Origin of the sequence: Niabella sp. (assembly GCF_030150205.1) — a bacterium.
In the GTDB taxonomy this organism is placed as follows: Bacteria; Bacteroidota; Bacteroidia; order Chitinophagales; family Chitinophagaceae; genus Niabella.
Genome location: NZ_JASLGT010000002.1, coordinates 443,607 through 461,037, shown reverse-complemented (window position 1 = coordinate 461,037; position 17,431 = coordinate 443,607). Strand labels below are relative to the sequence as shown.

Genomic DNA, 17,431 nt, shown 5'->3' with positions numbered 1-17,431 from the left:
ATTTACTTTGACAAATCTGAATCAGCCTGGTTTAAAGCCCCAGATGCTTTTTTAAAACATTCAGATAGGCATACCCATGCAAGGTATCCGGCTCTACATAATTTCCTTCGGCCCATTCGTTCCAGGATTTAAGGATCACAAACCGGTCGCTCATTTCTCTGCTGTTTATATAATCGATGGCCCGGAGCACTTGCGTTTCAAATAACTGAGGGCTGGTGTTCGCTATCACCACTCCGTTTTTACCACTCCGGGGCGTATTATCCCAGTTGGGCATCACCATGGGATAAATATCGCCCTTACACTCCTCAAAGCGGATCGCTTTTACAAGTGCTTCCTGGTCGATGCAGGTAACGCCCCGGTAACGACGATCCCAAAAAATCCGGTAAAAAAAGCGGTGCAGTTTTTTATGTATCCGTCTTCTTGATTTCTTGATTAACCGGTATTGTTCCTTATGATAGGCATAGGATACCTTTCCGTCAAAACCCGCCTGCGCAAAATCCCATTTGTCAGTATTAATATTCGATGCCATAATGTATAAGCCTTCGAAGCCCCGCCTTACGGCTTCTGCCCTCAGCTTATCGGTATAGGCTTTGCTGTCGGGCAGGCCCAGGCCGTCAAAGATCATCAATAATGGACGCCCATCTATCTTTATATATCTTGGGTCGCTAAAAAGTTTTGTCAGGTAGTCAAAATGCAATGCAATATCCTCATCACCGGGATACTCCTGCTTAATTAATATTCTATCCGGCGCGCCATGCCATATACCGCTCCAGGTTTGATTGGCCCAACAGATGCAGAACGGGAAATCGGGGGTTCCGGAAGCCACTACTTCGTTTAACGGACGTTCCAGAAGCTGTTTGCCATTTCCAAACCAGTAATGATAGTAAATGAACCCGTGCACGCCATGCTGTTTTGCCATCTCCGCCTGCGCTTCCCTTACCTCAGGCACCCTTAAATCATAATACCCAAGATCTGCAGGAAATACGGGCTGGCGATGTCCTTTAAATAAGGGTGTAGCTTTGGTCACATTGGTCCACTCCGTAAATCCTTTTCCCCACCATTGATCATTTTCAGGTATGGGATGATATTGTGGGAGATAAAAGGCCAGGCATTTGATACCTGCGCTTCCATCCTTTTTTTCTATAGAATCCATACTGCCGTTTCACTTTTTAAGAGAATGCCTTTCGAATAATCCTCTTCTGATCAAATATATTTATTTCCGGATTTTTATTTTTAAAAAACCGCGAATACAGTTCTTTCAATAAAAAACGGTGAAAAAGTTAAAGCGACAGAAGCTTCTGCGTGATTGCAACGAGAAACAATTGCCCGGCTTCAATTTACTTTTATGTATTTTGGTACCAGTCTATTTTGGTGGTGTTACGGAACAACCGGCGATCAGGCCTCCACATACCCATTGGGCCGGTAGGTGTACTTAAACTGTACCGTTTCCCGGTAAATCAACTCATTCGGTACAAAATTGGCCCTGGAGCTTAGCGGATGAAAAATATGATACCCGATCGCCGCCATCTTTACGCGTTTCTTTTTTACGCCTACATTGATCAGCCGCTCTCCAAATTCATAATCTTCCCATCCCCATCCTTCAAACCCGCTGTAATACCCGTTTACTTTTACATAGTCACCCTTCCAAAAAGCCAGATTGCACCCCTTTACATTGTGGGAGCTATATGGATCTACCTTAAAAAAAGAGGAAAACAGGGGCATCCTTACAGCATTAAACCGGCTGTACAACCCTTTCATAAGCGGGTGAAGCCGGTTTATTTTTCTTGTTTTAAGCAGTAGCTTGCTTTTCCATTCGGTAAGCATGGTACGGCTTCCCTGCACAAAATACCCGGTTTTTGCTGCATTGATATGGTCAGCTATAAAATTGCGGTGCATGATAATGTCACCATCAATTTCAATAATATAATCCGACTCGATCTCTTTTATGGCCTTATTCAGGATCAGACTTTTACGAAAACCACGGTCTTCATGATACACATGCTTTACCGGTATGCTGTGGAGCTTTTTAAAATCCCCGATGCACCAGGCAGTACGTGTGTCATCTCCATCCTCTGCAATAATGATCTCATCCGGTTGCCGGCTCTGGTACAATACACTTTGCAATACAAGCTGCAAAGCCTCCGGCCATTTATAGGTTGAGATCAATAATGCGACCTTAAAAGGAGTTTTTTTCATATTTTTTCTGTCTTTCTGCTTTTTTGGGTTTAGACCGGCTTACTGATACGACCATCTCCCTCCAAAACAACGTAAAAAACCGTTGTTTCGCAACACTTTTGTCAGTTTGATTTATCCCGAATGCCAAATTTATCAATTCTTTTACAACTTACGGTTCGCTCCGGCACGAAAAGACGGAGGCGATAAACCTTTTTAAGCCTGCAACGTTTTCCTCTGTGAGTTTTTGTTTAGGCCGCAAAGATAGTTTTTTTACAATATCCCGGTACAGAAATCGCGGCTTCAGCCACTGAAAGGGACGCATCATTTATGAAACTATTATTAAATTTGTCACTTATTCATTGATTTTATGCAATTAACAGCCTTAGATAAATTCGATCATCTTAGCCCGGAAGATTTTAAAAAGAACTATTACCAGCAAAACAAACCGGTTGTGATCCGGGACCTGGCACGCCAATGGCCGGCGTTTTCCCGCTGGAACTGGGATTATTTTATAAACATTGTAGGCAATAAGGAAGTAGGTGTTTACAATAATGTAAAAAGCGACTCTTATACCCCAATCAATACAGCAGACGCCTACATGAAGTTTGGTGCATACCTGGAGATGGTGAAAAAAGGCCCTGTGGAACTGCGGATCTTTCTATTTAACATTTTCCAGCATGCCCCCCAGATCGTTTCCGATTTTTCCTGGCCCGATGCCTATATGAAAGGATTCGTGAAAAAATTCCCCATGTTGTTTGTAGGCGGCGAGGGATCCATAACCCATATGCACTTCGATATCGATCTCAGCCATATCCTTCACACGCAATTTATCGGAAGAAAAAGGGTGCTGCTCTTTCCGTTTGAAGAGCAGCACAAATTATACCGGAAACCCTGGGAGGTATTAAGCCTGGCGAATTTTGCATCGTATTATGAAAAGTTTGACTACGAAAAGTTCCCGGCTACAAAAAATGCCCGGGGGTACGAGGTGATCCTGGAGCATGGAGATACCCTGTTTATGCCTGCCGGATACTGGCACCATATGGAATATATAGATGCAGGCTTTGCCATGAGTCTCAGGGCTTTACAAAGCAGCGTTTCGGGCAAATTAAAAGGCGTATGGAACTTGTTCGGAATGCGGAATATCGATACGCTCATGAAAAAAACCGCTCCTAAATGGTGGTATGATCGTAAGGTGAAGCAGTTATATACGGACGCGGAACACACGATGAAGACAATGTGAAAATGTGGAAATGTGGGAATGTGCTGATTTGAAAATTTGAAAATGGGATGATTTGAAATGGCTTCTTGCCCTGGAACCGATATTCCCGCTCTAACGATCCATTCATATTCCAGCCCGGCTTTTCCTGATATTGGTTTGAAAATCCTATTCATTTTCAAATCTTCAAATTCACCAATTATCAAATTATTCCGCGTTCCAGATATTCCAGCTCAGCTCTGCCTGTCCTACCAGCATATCATAGCCGTTTTTGATCACTGCGCCCCGCTCCTGCCCCTCTTTTAAAAAAGCCGTCAGCGGCGGGTTGTACACAAGATCGTAGAGGTAGTGCCGGGGAGTGATGAGCGCATACGGCAGCTCCGGCTTCCCTTCCGTTTTGGGATAGCTGCCCAGCGGCGTGGTATTGATGATTAAAGGATAGGCTTCCATTGTGGCGGCATCGAGATCGTTATACCCCAGGTCATCCGGCCCCGGTGTGCGCGATACATACCGGTAAGCAATTCCCAGTTTTTCTAACGTATACCGTACGGCACGCGCAGCACCGCCGGTTCCCAGGATCAATGCCTGGGTATGATGCGGCTGCAGTTGTTGCAACAAAGTGGTTTCAAAAGCTGCGGCATCCGTATTGTATCCCTTTAACCGTCCATCACTGATCCGGATGCAATTACAGGCTCCGATGGAAGCCGCTTCCCCATCCAGTTCCTGCAAAAACGCCATCACATCCTGCTTGTAAGGAATGGTAACATTAAAGCCCGCCAGCTCCGGGTGCTGTTGCAGTAAGGCCGGCAGGTGCTCAATGGAAGGAATTTCAAAGGCTTCGTACCGGCAATTGCCGATCCCTTCTTTTTCAAACTTCTCCGTAAAATATCGTTTTGAAAAAGACTGACTCAGCGGAAATCCTATTAAACCAAACAGTCGCATTAAAACGCGGTTTTATTATCCAGGTATAAGCTAAAGGAATCGCCCCGCAGGCCAATACGCATGGCTTCCAGTGCAATAACCTCGTTGGGAGGAATATTTCCCAGGTTTACATTACAGCCGATCAGCTCCAGGAAATACAGCTGCTGGGCTTTTTGCGGTGCTTCCCAAATGATCTTTTCCGAAGGGATCTGGGTAAGAATCTCCTGAACCAGTCCTTCCCGTACTTCGCCGGTACCCCGGTAAATACCCACGTTTCCTGCTTCGCGGGCTTCCGCAATTACATAAGAGGACCCGGCTTCCAGCTCTGCCTTCATCAACTCGATCCATTTATAAGGGGGAATGATATGGGTGGCATCCTTGCTGCCTACCTCGCTCAAAACGGTGCCATGTTGTGTCAGCTTTTCGATGTAACCGCATTTCTCTGCATGGGGAATGCTGATGGAGCCATCGCTTACCTCCATGTAATCGATCCCAAAATGTTTACAGATGGCAATATAGTCATCTACCTGGTTCCTTACAAGATAGGCTTCAAACAACGTGCCTCCAAAATAAACCGGAATATCATAGGAGCGATACACCTCAATCTTTTTTTCCAGGTTGGGGGTTACTACCGCTGTACCAAATCCCAATTTCAATACATCTACATGGGGATAAGAAACACTCATAAAACTCTTTGCCTCATCGATACTCAATCCCTTATCCATTACCATTGTAATGCCGTTTGTACGTGGACGAACGTACCGTTCCGGCATCTGCGTCAAATTAAACTTCATTCGGTATCAGTTATTAATCGTCGCAAAAGTAACCATTTTGCGGAAGTTTGAGCCATTCATAAAATGAAGCCTCAGGAAAATGCATTGAAAATGAGGGATCAATTGATAAAACCGCCTTAAATTATCGATCGAATTTCCGTTTATCGGAAGGCATTTACTTATTTTTGGTACCAGATTTTATTATAAACAATTCAATGTCGTTTCCTTAAAGCCACAGATGTGCAGATTTGGTGCCGGCTTTAAATACAACACTGTCGCAGAAAAGCGCCGCAGGCGCAATCAGCGTATTTGCGGCAACCATAAAAATTGCCTAAGGAAACGGGATTGATAAACAATTTATCATTTATATATGAAGAAATCCGTTCGTATTTTTTGGCGAATTTTTTTCATTTTATTCGGAGCAGGTATTTTAACCGTGCTGTTGGCCAACTGGGGTGTATTTGGCAAAATGCCGTCACTGGCAGAACTGGAGAACCCTACCATTACGCAGGCTTCTGAAGTACTGGCGGCCGATGGCACCCTGATGGGTAAATATTACCTCCCGAACGGAAACCGATCCCTTGTAAAGTACCGCGATATTTCCCCGAATGTGATCAATGCCCTGATTGCAACGGAAGACAAGCGTTTTTACGATCATGCCGGTATTGATCTGAAGGGCACGCTGCGGGCCATCTTTTTACTGGGAAAAGAAGGGGGCGGCAGTACCATTACCCAACAGCTGGCACTGGCCCTGTTTAACCAGCGGGCGAGCAATAAAGCGCTGCGGGTGATCCAGAAATTAAAAGAATGGATCATTTCAGTAAAACTGGAGCGCAATTTTACCAAGGAAGAGATCGTTGCTTTATACCTCAACGCTGTTCCTTTCAGCGATAACGTATATGGCATCCGCAATGCAGCCCGTACCTGGTTTCAGAAAGAGCCGGATCGCCTGAGTGTGGATGAAGCAGCCTTACTGGTGGGGATGATCAACGGACCGGGGATCTATAACCCCCGGCGGAATCCCAAACTGGCCATCGACCGCCGCAACCTGGTGATTGCCCGTATGGTGGAAAACGGCAACCTGTCGTCTGCAGAAGGCGAACGGATGTCGGCCATGCCCATGAAGCTCAACTATAAAAAGATGGATGAAACCACCGGTTTTGCACCGTATTTCCGGGATGTACTGCGCGATGACCTAAAAACGATCCTGAAAGATCCGGGCCTGAAAAAACCGGATGGTTCTTCTTACAGTCTTTATGAAGATGGATTAAAAATTTATACCACCATCAATCCGCAGATGCAGCAATATGCAGAAGAAGCGGTGTATATGCAGGTACCCAACCTGCAGCGCGCCCTGGTACGCCAGTCGTTTATAAAAAACGGCGATGTATGGAAAGGCCGGGAAAATGTGCTGCTACGGGCCATGAAGGAAAGCGACCGCTGGCGGAATATGGCGGATGATGGTTTTTCCGATAAAGAGATCAAGGCCAGTTTTTACAAGAAAGTGCCCATGAAAATATTTGCCTGGGACGCCAAATATAAGGGCAAAGACACGGTAATGGCCCCTTATGATTCGATCAAGTATCACCGCACTATGGTACAGTCTGCCTTTATGGTAATGGACCCGGTAACCGGTGAGGTAAAAGCCTGGGTAGGCGGTATTGATTTTAAGACCTACAAATACGATCACGTAAACCTGAGAACCAAACGCCAGGTAGGATCTACCATTAAACCGCTGTTATACGCCGAAGCGATTGAAGAAAGAGGGATGACGCCGGAATCGATGGTGGAAGATGTGCAGCAGAATTTTGGCAATGGCCAGCTGGTACCGGCCACCGGAAGAACCTGTACCGGCCGCACCATGACGATGGCCTCTGCCCTGGCATGGTCCCGCAACTGTGCTACCGCGTATATCATGAAGATCGTGGGGCCGGCCCAATTCGCTAATTTTTTACAACGGATCAATATCCCCACAAAAGTAGCCCCCTTCCCTTCTATTGCCCTGGGTGCCTGCGAACTTTCGCTTTTTGAAATGCTTTGGGGGTATTCCATGTTCGGAGGACGGGGATTTTCCACCAAACCTTATTTTATCAGCCGTATTGAAGACCGCAACGGGAACGTGATCAAGCGGTTTGATTATAGTGTGAACCGTAAAGAAGCCATCAGCGAAGCCACCGCCTACACCATGAGCCGCATGATGCAGGGCATAGTAGATAAAGGTACCGCCGCCGGATTGCGTGCCCGCCTGGGTGCTGCTGAAATGGCCGGCAAAACCGGTACTACCAACGACAACAGTGATGCCTGGTTTATGGGCTTTACTCCCCAGTTGCTGGGTGGTGTTTGGGTTGGTTGCGACGACCGTTTTATCCGCAATGAAGGCAAGGGTGGTTTTGGTGGTGAAGCCGCACGCCCCATATGGGAAGCGTTCTTTAAAAAAGTATATGCCGATAAAGCCCTGGGCATTAATAAAGATGAAAAATTTGCAGAACCGGCCACCATGGAAAACGAAATGCTCAGCGCCGATCCTTCACAATATGTAACTTCAGAAAACCCGGAACCCACTGCTGAAGGTGCGGATGCCGGGCTGGGTACAGAGCAGGATTATATGCAAAATAACAACGAGTACATTGGTCCGGAATCTAAACCGGTTACCGATGAAAAAGGCCCGGTTAAGGATACCACTAAAAAAGAACCGTCGAAAGCCGTACAGGGCAAACCCATCGGATCCAGTGATGAGCCCAAAAAGAAAAAAGGGTTCCTGGGTGGTCTCTTTAAGAAAAAAGATAAAAATAAAAACCCCGAGCCGGAGAAGTAGCACTCAGCTATCAGCCATTAGCTTTCAGTAGACACAGCTGATGGCTAAAGGCTACCGGCTGATAGCTAACAGCTAATGGCTGATAGCTAACAGCTAATGGCTGATAGCTGACGCCTGACGCCTGAACTATCGTATATTTGCGCATTATTTTATTTAAAATCGAATCATTATATGGCAGACATTTTTGAGCGGCTATTAAAAAATTACGGACCCATTGGTCAACACCGGGAACGGGCACACGGTTATTTTGCGTTTCCAAAACTGGAGGGAGAGATTGGCAGTGTTATGAAATTCCGGGGTAACGACGTTATTGTATGGAGCCTGAATAACTACCTGGGACTGGCCAATCACCCTGAAATCAGGAAGGCCGATGCCGATGGCGCTGCTCAATATGGTCTTGCATTACCCATGGGTGCCCGCATGATGAGCGGAAACTCTAACCTGCACGAACAGCTGGAAGCGGAACTGGCCGCCTTTGTAAGTAAGGAAGATGCCGTACTACTGAATTTTGGCTACCAGGGTATGGTAAGCATCATTGATGTGCTGTGCAGCCGTCATGATGTGATCGTTTATGATGCCGAAAGTCATGCCTGCATCATCGACGGGTTAAGACTGCATCCGGGCCATCGTTTTGTTTTCAAACACAACAATATTGAAGACTTTGAAAAACAAATGGAACGGGCCACGGCGCTGATCGAAAAACAAAAATCAGGCGGTATCCTGGTAATCACCGAAGGCGTTTTTGGCATGGCCGGAGACCAGGGTAAACTGAAAGAAATTACGGCATTAAAAGGCAAATACGATTTCCGCCTGCTGGTGGATGATGCGCACGGGTTTGGTACCCTGGGTAAAACCGGTGCCGGTGCCGGTGAAGAGCAGGGCGTACAGGACCAGATCGATATTTATTTTTCCACCTTTGCAAAATCAATGGCCTCCATCGGTGCTTTTGTTGCCGGCGATCGCCAGATCATTGATTATATCCGTTACAATATCCGCAGCCAGATCTTTGCCAAAAGCCTGCCCATGCCGCTGGTAGTGGGCAACCTGAAACGGCTGGAGCTTTTGCGCACCCGTCCCGAATTAAAACAACAGCTTTGGGACAATGCGTTAAAACTGCAAAACGGTTTAAGAGAACGCGGCTTTGACATTGGTACTACCGACTCGGTGGTTACACCGATCTATATGAAAGGCGGTGTTGAAGAAGCTACAGCAATGGTAATGGACCTCCGGGAAAATTACCGCATCTTCTGCTCCATTGTAGTATACCCGGTCATTCCGAAAGGACATATTATTTACCGCCTCATTCCAACTGCCAGTCATACCGATGCGGATATTGAAGCTACTTTAGAAGCATTCTCTGCAGTAAAAGAAAAACTGGATATCGGCGCCTACAAAACAAACGCCATTCCGGATATGGCAGAGCGCTCGTAATACAGCCATCTTATTCAATCATAAAAAAATGAGCGGTTATTCTCAAAGAATGTCGCTCATTTTTTTTGCCCGTTATCATCTTTACCGAAATTCCTTTTCAAAAATTTGTGTCGCAAAGAAGAACGAGGTGATGATAAATCCCGCTATCGTCATCCTGACCGGAAAGATCTCATACTTGTCGGGCCGCTCACCAATACCCGGATGTTTAGTCTGCGCCTCAACATGACAAAACAATGATGGATCTTTAGAAGATAAAACACCTTACCATCAAGCATTTTTACGAGAACCTCAGCTTTGGCAAGGACTAAACGCGCTATCGTCATCCTGACCGAAGCAAAGCGGAGCGGAAGGATCTCATTTTTCTCGAGGCGCTCAGCTATACGGGTATGTTTCCCCGCCTACCAACCGCCGAGGGCTGTGCTGCAACTTTCCCAACCATCACAGGCCATTTGTTTTTACAAGGGGTTTATAAGATGAACGTGAATGCCGGTTCATGATGGCATAAAAAAGAGCCGTCCTTATGGACAGCTCCTGCGTTTTAACAACGATTATTTACTGGTTATTTTACTACCTCGTTTACAACAACCACTTCAACTGTTTTGGCAGATTTGCTGATGTTGTATACTTTAACGGTGTTATTCTTTACATCGCTTACTTCAAAAGTCAGCTTTACGTTTGCGGGTAACTGCGTATCGAACCGGTAGTTCCGTACGATCTTAGCACCTGAAACCGTTTCATTGTACAACAGCTCACCGGTTTCATCTTTAATAGCAACGGCATATGTACCCTTGTTCAGGTTGTTTAAACGCAGCTGGTAAATTGGAGACTCTGTATTTGCGTTGTTGATGTATTTTAACTCAACAGGAGCATCCACATTGTCGTTTGCGATTACATTGTTTGCAGCAATAGTAGTGGCCAAAACTGCAGCTAAAACGATTGATAATACTTTAATTTTCATGGTAATTGTTTTTATGATTTTTTATTAAGGTTCTAGTTTATAAATACATCTGCTATTTAATGTAGATGTTCTTTGTGGTAATGGTATTGGAAAATAAGATTCCCAACTGGTAGGCTGCATTTGCAGCTTTTGTTAATAAAGCTTTCATTTTACGTCTCCTTTTGTTTATTCTTTACAATAATTTCTTCTATGGTCAATATCGCCGGGCGGCAAACAAAAACGAGACAAGCGAATCCTGGTTGTTGAGCTCAATGGAGTGCGTTGTAATGCACTTTTTTTAAATTGATAACACAAAGCTACGGCCTGCAAAAGGCTGAATAAAACCAATATTTGATCGTTTATAGGGTGTGCAGCAACACCTGATTAACTATAAAAAGATAAAAATCAATTAGTTACAAAAATACTCATCATGATATCCAACCAAAAATAAAAGTCAGCAAATTACGGTCCTCACCTGCAAAAAGGGGCATTTTTCTGCTATATAACGCATAACCCTGCCCCGAATAAAAAGCCATTGCAGCTACTTAAAAGCCATTGACGCATCCATGACCAGGTGCGTTATACCGGCGGATATGGACAGAAAAGCGCACGTCCGCTTTTCATAGATTGTTTTTTTATCATGCGACGGATTTACCGTATCTTACGTCGCCGAAACGTATTCAGCCATGCTCAAACATAAAACCTCTGTGTTGTTTGTTAATAATTCTGGCAAGGAAAAAAAAGCGATCCAGGTTCCTACGGCCTTGCTGCTATCATGGCGGAAATATCTGATCGGCGGCATCATACTCATGCTTCTTTTATGCGCATCGCTTTGCTTTTTTATCTTTAAAAAAACAAGCCATTTTTATACCCTTGCTTATAAAAGCCGGCTGGAACAGGTGCATCGCATACAGGAAGCCGTCAATGTAGATAAAGTAAAGGCCACCTTCAAATCGATCGATCAGCGGATGCAGCAGATCAACCAGTTGCTTACAGACAGGGGATTATCGAAGCTGGTCGTGAAGAATGCCGGCGGCCCGGCAAACTTTGATATGACGGATATTGACGCGGTAGCCAGCTTCTACGATACGGAGCTGGTGAAGGCCGAAGAGGTGATCCGCCATACCCCTATCGGACGTCCTCATTTTGGAGAACAGACGTCGGGATTCGGACATCGCTACAATCCGTTCGGAACGGGCTCGGTAGAAGGCCACACCGGTCTTGATTTTAGCGGGGAGACCGGGGAAACCGTAAAAACGACCGCAGACGGCATCGTTGTCTTTGCGGGGGTAAAGGGCGGATATGGAAACTGTGTGATCGTGCAGCATCAGCACGGCTTTCAGACCTTATACGGACACTTATCAAAAATAAACGTAAAACAACAACAACAGATACGCTCCGGTGACAAGATTGGAGAAGTGGGCAGCACGGGTAGAAGTACCGGTCCGCATCTGCATTATGAGATCCTGATCAACGGGGTGCGAACAGATCCTTCGCCTTATACAAAACTGTAACGCTATGTTTCAAAAGAATACATCCAGGGATAAAAAAACAAATCTGGACAATATTGCCATCAACACGGTGATTGATGAAGGCATGCTTATTAAAGGCAATATATCCGGTGAAGGCGCCATCCGCATCGATGGGAAAGTAGAAGGGAATATTGAACTTAAGGAAGGCATTATTCTTGGAGAAAAATCGGAGATTAAAGGTTCCGTAACAAGCAATATTATAGTCGTGCACGGGAAGCTATATGGCAATATCCATTGCCGCTACCTGTATATTAAAAGCACCGGCCTGATCGACGGAGACATCGAAGTAGCGGCCTTTGAAGTAGAGCTGGGCGGCCAGTACAACGGCACGCTTAAAATGACCGGTCCGGAGCCGGCAAGTAACGGCGTGGCAAAACCTCAAAAGGCAGCAGTGGCCGGCTAAGAAACAAAGACCTTCATAATACCGGAACTTACTGCCGCCTGTGGCCCGCTCCAACAAATCCAGTTATTGTATTTCATCACAAAATAAAATCGTTTTAACAGGGTGTTTCCCTGCAGGATCCCCTATTTTTATCATCCATTTTTATAAAACAACGTTATGCATATCAAAACTCCGATCCTTCTTTCGGCTTCCTTCTTTCTTACCGGTGCAGCGGCTACAGCAGGCAACAAACCGTTTCTGATGCATCCTGCAGATACCCTGCCTGCTGTAGAAACCAAAGCGCCCAACAGCGATTACAAACCCGCGTTCAGCGGACAAACCCGGATAAAAGGTGTTAAAACCACTGCAAGCTACAAGGTGACAAAAATTGCGGAAAAAATAAGTGCCCCTTTTGCCATTGTAGCCATGCCTGATGGCCGGCTGATGGTTACGGTAAAATCGGGCCATATGGAAATACGCAATGGCGATGGAACCCTGGTAAAAACCATTACCGGTTTTCCGGCAGTTGACCTATCGGGCCAGGGCGGATTACTGGATGTGGCCTTTGACCCTAATTATGCCCGCAATAAAATGATTTACTGGACCTATGCTGAAAAACAGGGGAAGGGCAACTTAACCGCCGTAGCCAGGGGCAATTTGAATGAAGCCGCAGGGAAAGTGGAAAATGTATCCGTGATCTTCCGTGCCACACCGGCGTTGAACAGCAATCTGCACTTTGGCTCGCGCATCGTTTTTGATGCATCCGGGAACCTCCTGGTAGCGGTGGGCGAACGATCCATCCTTGAAGGCCGGGCACAGGCGCAGCTATTGCAGTCCGGGCTTGGAAAAATATTCAGGATCACTACCAGTGGTAAACCAGCGGCAGGCAATCCGTTCCTGAAGAAAGCGGATGCTATGCCGGAGATATACAGCTACGGGCATCGCAATCCCCAGGGATTGGATATAAATCCTGCAACGGGAGAAGCATGGGAGGCCGAATTTGGTCCCCGGGGCGGTGATGAGATCAATATCGTACGTGCCGGAAGAAATTATGGCTGGCCGGTGATCACCTATGGTATCGAATACAACGGTTCAAAAGTGGGCGACGCCCTGCAACAGCACAAAGGAATGGAACAGCCGGTTTATTACTGGGACCCGGTTATTTCGCCCAGCGGTATCTGTTTCTACCGGGGTAATGCGATCCCTGAATGGAAAAACAATTTGTTTGTGGCTTCCCTCAGCGGACAGCATGTTGACCGGCTGGTGATCAAAAACAATAAAGTGGTTGGCGAAGAGCGGTTACTGACCAACAGGGACGAGCGCTTCCGCGATATTGCCTGTGTAAATGGCACGCTTTATACCATTACGGATAAGGGAAATATTTACAGGATCGGCCGGTAATTTTACCCGGACAGATACCCGTTTGGATGCGGCGGCGCTCCCGGATCATTTTTCTTAACAGGCAGATTGGCCGGTTGCCGGGGCGTCACCGCCTTTAAAACCGGAATGGCAGCAGATGCCGTTCCGGTTTCGGGATCAGCTATCTCATTATTGGCGGCCTCCTTCTGTAGCCGGATCTTATGGGCTTCCAGCTCCAATATCACTGAGGACAGTTGCTCAAGGCTTACTTCCAGGCATTGCAGGCTCGTTTCTTTTTCTATCAACCGTTCCGGCTTTCGCTTTTCTCTACGTTCTTCCAGCAACAATATATCCAGCTGCAGCCGCGCCTGTTCATGTTCCCGTTTTTTCCGGGCCTTTTCCGGCAGGCCGTCGATACCCATGGAAACCCGCTGCAGGTCCACGCTTTTTCTATATAATAAGTCGTCTATTTCAGATACGGCATCCAAATGATGCTCTATCTGCAATTCGAGCCCCAGTTTCTTCCATAAAAAAGTCTTTTGCTTTCTATATGCCTGCTTCAATGAGGCTTCGCATGCCGAAAGATTGGTTACCTGGGAAAGGGACAGGGTTAACATAGCCGTTGTTTTGCTTAAAGGATATCCTAAGCTACAACCGCGGGAAGCCCTTTCGCTCAGCAAAAATATATTTATAATTTCTTTAACATTTAAACCTTCAGGCGTCCTTTCCATTCCTGTAAAAGATACACAGCAACACAATGTATATCAATTAATTCAATTAAACCAGGTATTAACCTAAGGAAGCTTCAGAAGCCCTTAAAACTCATTAAATTATTTTATAATTTATTTTTAGAGCGTAAACCGGGTACCTGCTCATGCAAACACGCGCAAGATTAACCCACGGCGGACAACCTGGCGCGCCTCGCGGTTAAAAATAAACCGCAAGGGACACAAGGAACACGCGAAGGACGCCATACCATCGGCCACCGGCTATTCCACTGCAATCTTTGCGGATACGTTGCGCGCCTCGCGGTTAAAACAAATCATGTAGACCATCAGCCTACTTGCTGCCCGTTAAAAAAAGCGCTACTTTCGCAGCCCCTGAAGAAAGCAGAAAAGCAATGAGCATAAACACAGCAGCGTTTCATACAGGCAGTAACTGTATTGAAGTAGAATATTTTTTTGAAGAAGCCACGCATTTAATGGATGCGCTGGTGCAGAATAAATGCGAGTATGAATTACTGGCGTTGGTACGGGAAGTAGCATCCCGTCTCAAATTGCGCGTTATCATTGAAACAGCACCGCTGCTGGAAAAGGGATTCAAACGGCGCTTTAGAGTAACATTAAAAAAAGAAACAAAAACGGCAGCGGCAGCCGTTACCATCGCTACGGCAGCCCTGGTGGCAGTAATTACTTCGCCATTGTCGGCTTCTGCAGGTGATAGTGCCCGCAAGCTGATTGAACAGCTGATGGAAACCGCAGCGTTTATGCCGGCCGATAACGAACGGCTGCGGCTGCAGATTGAAAAGCTGAAGCTGCAGTTGATCGCCAGTTGCGAAAACCTCGACACCAGCAATATCATTAAAAAGCGGCGGTCGAATTTCTTTGAACTGCTGACCCGGTATTCCAAAATTACCAGCGTGCGCTTTACAGCCCTGGAAGAGCATGAAGCTTCCGCCACACAGGAAAAAAGACTGACCCGGCATGAATTTGGCGCCTATATACTTACCACCAATAAGCTGGAACCCGAAGAAGTGGATGATGTGGATATCGAAATCATTTCACCGGTATTAAAAAAGAGCAGTTACAAATGGACCGGTATGTACCAGGGACGCCCCCGCTCCTTTACCATGCAATCTAAGGAATTTAAAAAACTGGTGCAATCCGGAAAAGTCCAGTTCAAAAACGGTACTGCCATCAACTGCCAGCTAACCATTCATAAAAAAATGAACAATGAAGGCACAGAACGGGTAACCGGCATTGATATTAACCGGGTAAACCATTATTTTGAAAATGACAAACCCGTTGAGACAGTAGAAGGCAAAAAACAAAAAAAGCAACCCGAAGCAGAGATCATGCAGCTGGCCCTGTTTATGTAAACATCCGGCCATTACACCCAACCGGTATCAACAATAGCTTTATCAATTTATGCACGGTCAGTGAGAATACTGCCCGCGGCACAAGTCATGATTTGTGTCTCCACAAACCTTTTAAGAGCACAACCATTTTAATAAATAGATACCAGTCTGTTATCAATGGATTATTAGCTTTAAAGTGCCGGCATCCCAGCCCCGCATCTGCGACCGGTTCCGTTTAATGACCTGGCATTCACTTCCTTTCATAGATAGATAATCGCGTAAAAAAGAATATCCTTCAAAACTTTCATGCCAACATGAAAGCTGAAGGATATTCCCATTAAAAGCAGTTAGTTCCGGAATACTTAACCGGCGCAAAGATACATTACAAATAAAATGCATCTTGTCATGAATAATCGTGACAGAGATTTATAAGATCCATTCCCCTTTAAAATAAAAATGCGCCCACAAAATTGTGAGCGCATCAAAAGCATAGCGCAGGATTGTATTAGTTTTTAACAACCGCTATAATTTTAGAATAGCTGTTGTGTCCATCTGCATCTACCTGTTCAATACGTATAAATGCTTTTCGGTTACCTGCTTCCGTATCCACCGCGGTGCCGCTTTTATTGCAGGAAATGGCAACCATTCCAATCAGCACATAACCCAATACTGCAGACATGAATAGTTTCCGGTTTCTGCGGGCCCCACCCAACGCCAGGGCAGCCACAGCCAGTGCAGAAAGGCCCAGTAATGCGGTATTGCCGTTTTTATCGATGCGCACCGCATAATTGGTAGCACCCGTAAACACCGTACCTGCATGCCTGGATTTTACAGTAGCGATGGTTTCGAAATCGGTACCATTCTCTGAAGCCTGTATATTAAAATGATCGTTATTGATTTCTTCCAGGGTGGTAAAGTTTACGGTTACATCATTGCCGTTTACAGTAGCCGCCACAGCTTCGAACTGTACCGGCAGTGATTGCATTAATGTGATCACTATACGTCCGTTACCGCCGTTGCCAGCAGTAGAGTTGGTGTTATTTCTGCGGCCACCGCCACCACCACCGGGCGCATTGCCATTAACGCCGTTACTGTTGCCGCTAATTGCACCATCGCCGCCGTTACCGCCACCGGCACCTTTTGTAGGGCCGCCTGTTGTACCAGTTCCGTTTTCCCCGGCTCCGTTGGCATCTGCCGCGCCGCCGCCACCGCCGCCGGTATTGTTGGTGCCATTGGCTCCGTTACCACCTGCGAAATTTTTGATCCCTGTTCCACTATTTGTGCTCCAGGTGCTGGTACTTGCCTGGGCAACTCCACCAGCAGCACCGGTGAGGGTCGTAGTGGAACTACCTCCATTCGCCGTAACCGTAAAGCTGGAATAGGGTGCTCGAGCAGGTACGGTAAAAGAAGAATTGCCTCCTGTTGAATTAGCAGTATTACCGCCTCCACCTACTACCAGGTTACAAACCCCATTTTTGGCCAGTGCAATAGTCACTTCGGAATAAGCGCCGCCGCCGCCGCCGCCGCTGCTATTTGCGCCATCTCCCCCTTGTCCACCGGCGCCCCAAACCTGTATTTTATATAAACCACTTGAGGATGGAGTAAAACTGGAGTTACCGGGGGTTGAATACGTTGTTTGTGCCGATGCCGTTGCCAGCAATAAGGATAAAGAACCAACAAGAGCAGACCGGATACCCGCTCTCTTTAAAAGCCAAGATTTCATTTTTTGTGCAGTTTTAGAAATTAAAATAATAGAATCAGTACCAGTGAATGACAGCTGGTAAAGAGGGGCATTAATATTCAAAAAGATCCG

The 17,431-nt window shown here is 46.2% G+C and carries 14 protein-coding genes; 7 read left to right on the top strand and 7 right to left on the bottom strand.

The features are described 5' to 3' along the window. Positions 1-31: 31 nt before the first annotated feature. Together Q1V85_RS02480 and Q1V85_RS02475 are read right to left on the bottom strand one after the other, a co-directional pair. Positions 32-1,153: a glycoside hydrolase family 99-like domain-containing protein gene (locus Q1V85_RS02480; protein ID WP_300597091.1), complete on the bottom strand. Its 1,122-nt coding sequence runs from the start codon at positions 1,151-1,153 to the stop codon at positions 32-34. 242 nt (positions 1,154-1,395) lie between these two features. Further along, positions 1,396-2,196, bottom strand: coding sequence for a glycosyltransferase family 2 protein (locus Q1V85_RS02475; RefSeq protein ID WP_300597089.1), 801 nt, complete (start codon positions 2,194-2,196; stop codon positions 1,396-1,398). Positions 2,197-2,542: 346 nt separating this feature from the next. On the opposite strand from Q1V85_RS02475, the gene Q1V85_RS02470 reads away from it, so the two are divergent. Further along, positions 2,543-3,415 carry a cupin-like domain-containing protein gene (locus Q1V85_RS02470; protein ID WP_300597087.1) on the top strand — a complete coding sequence of 291 codons (873 nt, stop codon included), beginning with the start codon at positions 2,543-2,545 and terminating at the stop codon, positions 3,413-3,415. Between the two features lie 183 nt (positions 3,416-3,598). On the opposite strand, the gene Q1V85_RS02465 is transcribed toward Q1V85_RS02470, so the two are convergent. Next, on the bottom strand, positions 3,599-4,333 hold the full coding sequence (locus Q1V85_RS02465) for a shikimate dehydrogenase (protein WP_300597085.1): 735 nt from the start codon (positions 4,331-4,333) through the stop codon (positions 3,599-3,601). Beyond that, the gene (locus Q1V85_RS02460; protein WP_300597083.1) at positions 4,333-5,106 is read right to left on the bottom strand and encodes a phosphosulfolactate synthase; all 774 of its coding nucleotides are present in this window, start codon (positions 5,104-5,106) and stop codon (positions 4,333-4,335) included. The genes Q1V85_RS02465 and Q1V85_RS02460 overlap by 1 nt, the downstream gene beginning before the upstream one ends. Positions 5,107-5,455: 349 nt before the next feature. Between Q1V85_RS02460 and Q1V85_RS02455 the strand changes: the two genes are divergently transcribed. Together Q1V85_RS02455 and Q1V85_RS02450 are read left to right on the top strand one after the other, a co-directional pair. After that, positions 5,456-7,900: a transglycosylase domain-containing protein gene (locus Q1V85_RS02455; RefSeq protein ID WP_300597081.1), complete on the top strand. Its 2,445-nt coding sequence runs from the start codon at positions 5,456-5,458 to the stop codon at positions 7,898-7,900. Between the two features lie 171 nt (positions 7,901-8,071). Beyond that, the gene (locus Q1V85_RS02450; protein ID WP_300597079.1) at positions 8,072-9,331 is read left to right on the top strand and encodes an aminotransferase class I/II-fold pyridoxal phosphate-dependent enzyme; all 1,260 of its coding nucleotides are present in this window, start codon (positions 8,072-8,074) and stop codon (positions 9,329-9,331) included. A gap of 559 nt (positions 9,332-9,890) precedes the next feature. On the opposite strand, the gene Q1V85_RS02445 is transcribed toward Q1V85_RS02450, so the two are convergent. Next, positions 9,891-10,289: a hypothetical protein gene (locus tag Q1V85_RS02445; protein WP_300597077.1), complete on the bottom strand. Its 399-nt coding sequence runs from the start codon at positions 10,287-10,289 to the stop codon at positions 9,891-9,893. 665 nt (positions 10,290-10,954) lie between these two features. Between Q1V85_RS02445 and Q1V85_RS02440 the strand changes: the two genes are divergently transcribed. The 3 genes from Q1V85_RS02440 to Q1V85_RS02430 all read left to right on the top strand — a co-directional run bounded on the left by Q1V85_RS02440 (position 10,955) and on the right by Q1V85_RS02430 (position 13,583). Then, positions 10,955-11,782 (top strand): M23 family metallopeptidase, encoded by an 828-nt coding sequence (locus Q1V85_RS02440; RefSeq protein ID WP_300597075.1) that lies wholly within the window; start codon positions 10,955-10,957, stop codon positions 11,780-11,782. 4 nt (positions 11,783-11,786) lie between these two features. Next, a complete protein-coding gene (locus Q1V85_RS02435) occupies positions 11,787-12,203 on the top strand; it encodes a polymer-forming cytoskeletal protein (protein ID WP_300597074.1) in 417 nt (138 codons plus the stop codon). A 156-nt stretch (positions 12,204-12,359) separates the two neighbouring features. Next, on the top strand, positions 12,360-13,583 hold the full coding sequence (locus tag Q1V85_RS02430) for a PQQ-dependent sugar dehydrogenase (RefSeq protein WP_300597072.1): 1,224 nt from the start codon (positions 12,360-12,362) through the stop codon (positions 13,581-13,583). Positions 13,584-13,585: 2 nt separating this feature from the next. Here Q1V85_RS02430 and Q1V85_RS02425 read toward each other — a convergent pair whose 3' ends face one another. After that, positions 13,586-14,158: a hypothetical protein gene (locus Q1V85_RS02425; protein WP_300597070.1), complete on the bottom strand. Its 573-nt coding sequence runs from the start codon at positions 14,156-14,158 to the stop codon at positions 13,586-13,588. Between the two features lie 503 nt (positions 14,159-14,661). Here Q1V85_RS02425 and Q1V85_RS02420 point away from each other — a divergent pair. Then, positions 14,662-15,639: a hypothetical protein gene (locus Q1V85_RS02420; RefSeq protein WP_300597068.1), complete on the top strand. Its 978-nt coding sequence runs from the start codon at positions 14,662-14,664 to the stop codon at positions 15,637-15,639. Between the two features lie 484 nt (positions 15,640-16,123). On the opposite strand, the gene Q1V85_RS02415 is transcribed toward Q1V85_RS02420, so the two are convergent. Continuing rightward, on the bottom strand, positions 16,124-17,341 hold the full coding sequence (locus Q1V85_RS02415) for a hypothetical protein (RefSeq protein WP_300597066.1): 1,218 nt from the start codon (positions 17,339-17,341) through the stop codon (positions 16,124-16,126). Between the last annotated feature and the right edge of the window lie 90 nt (positions 17,342-17,431).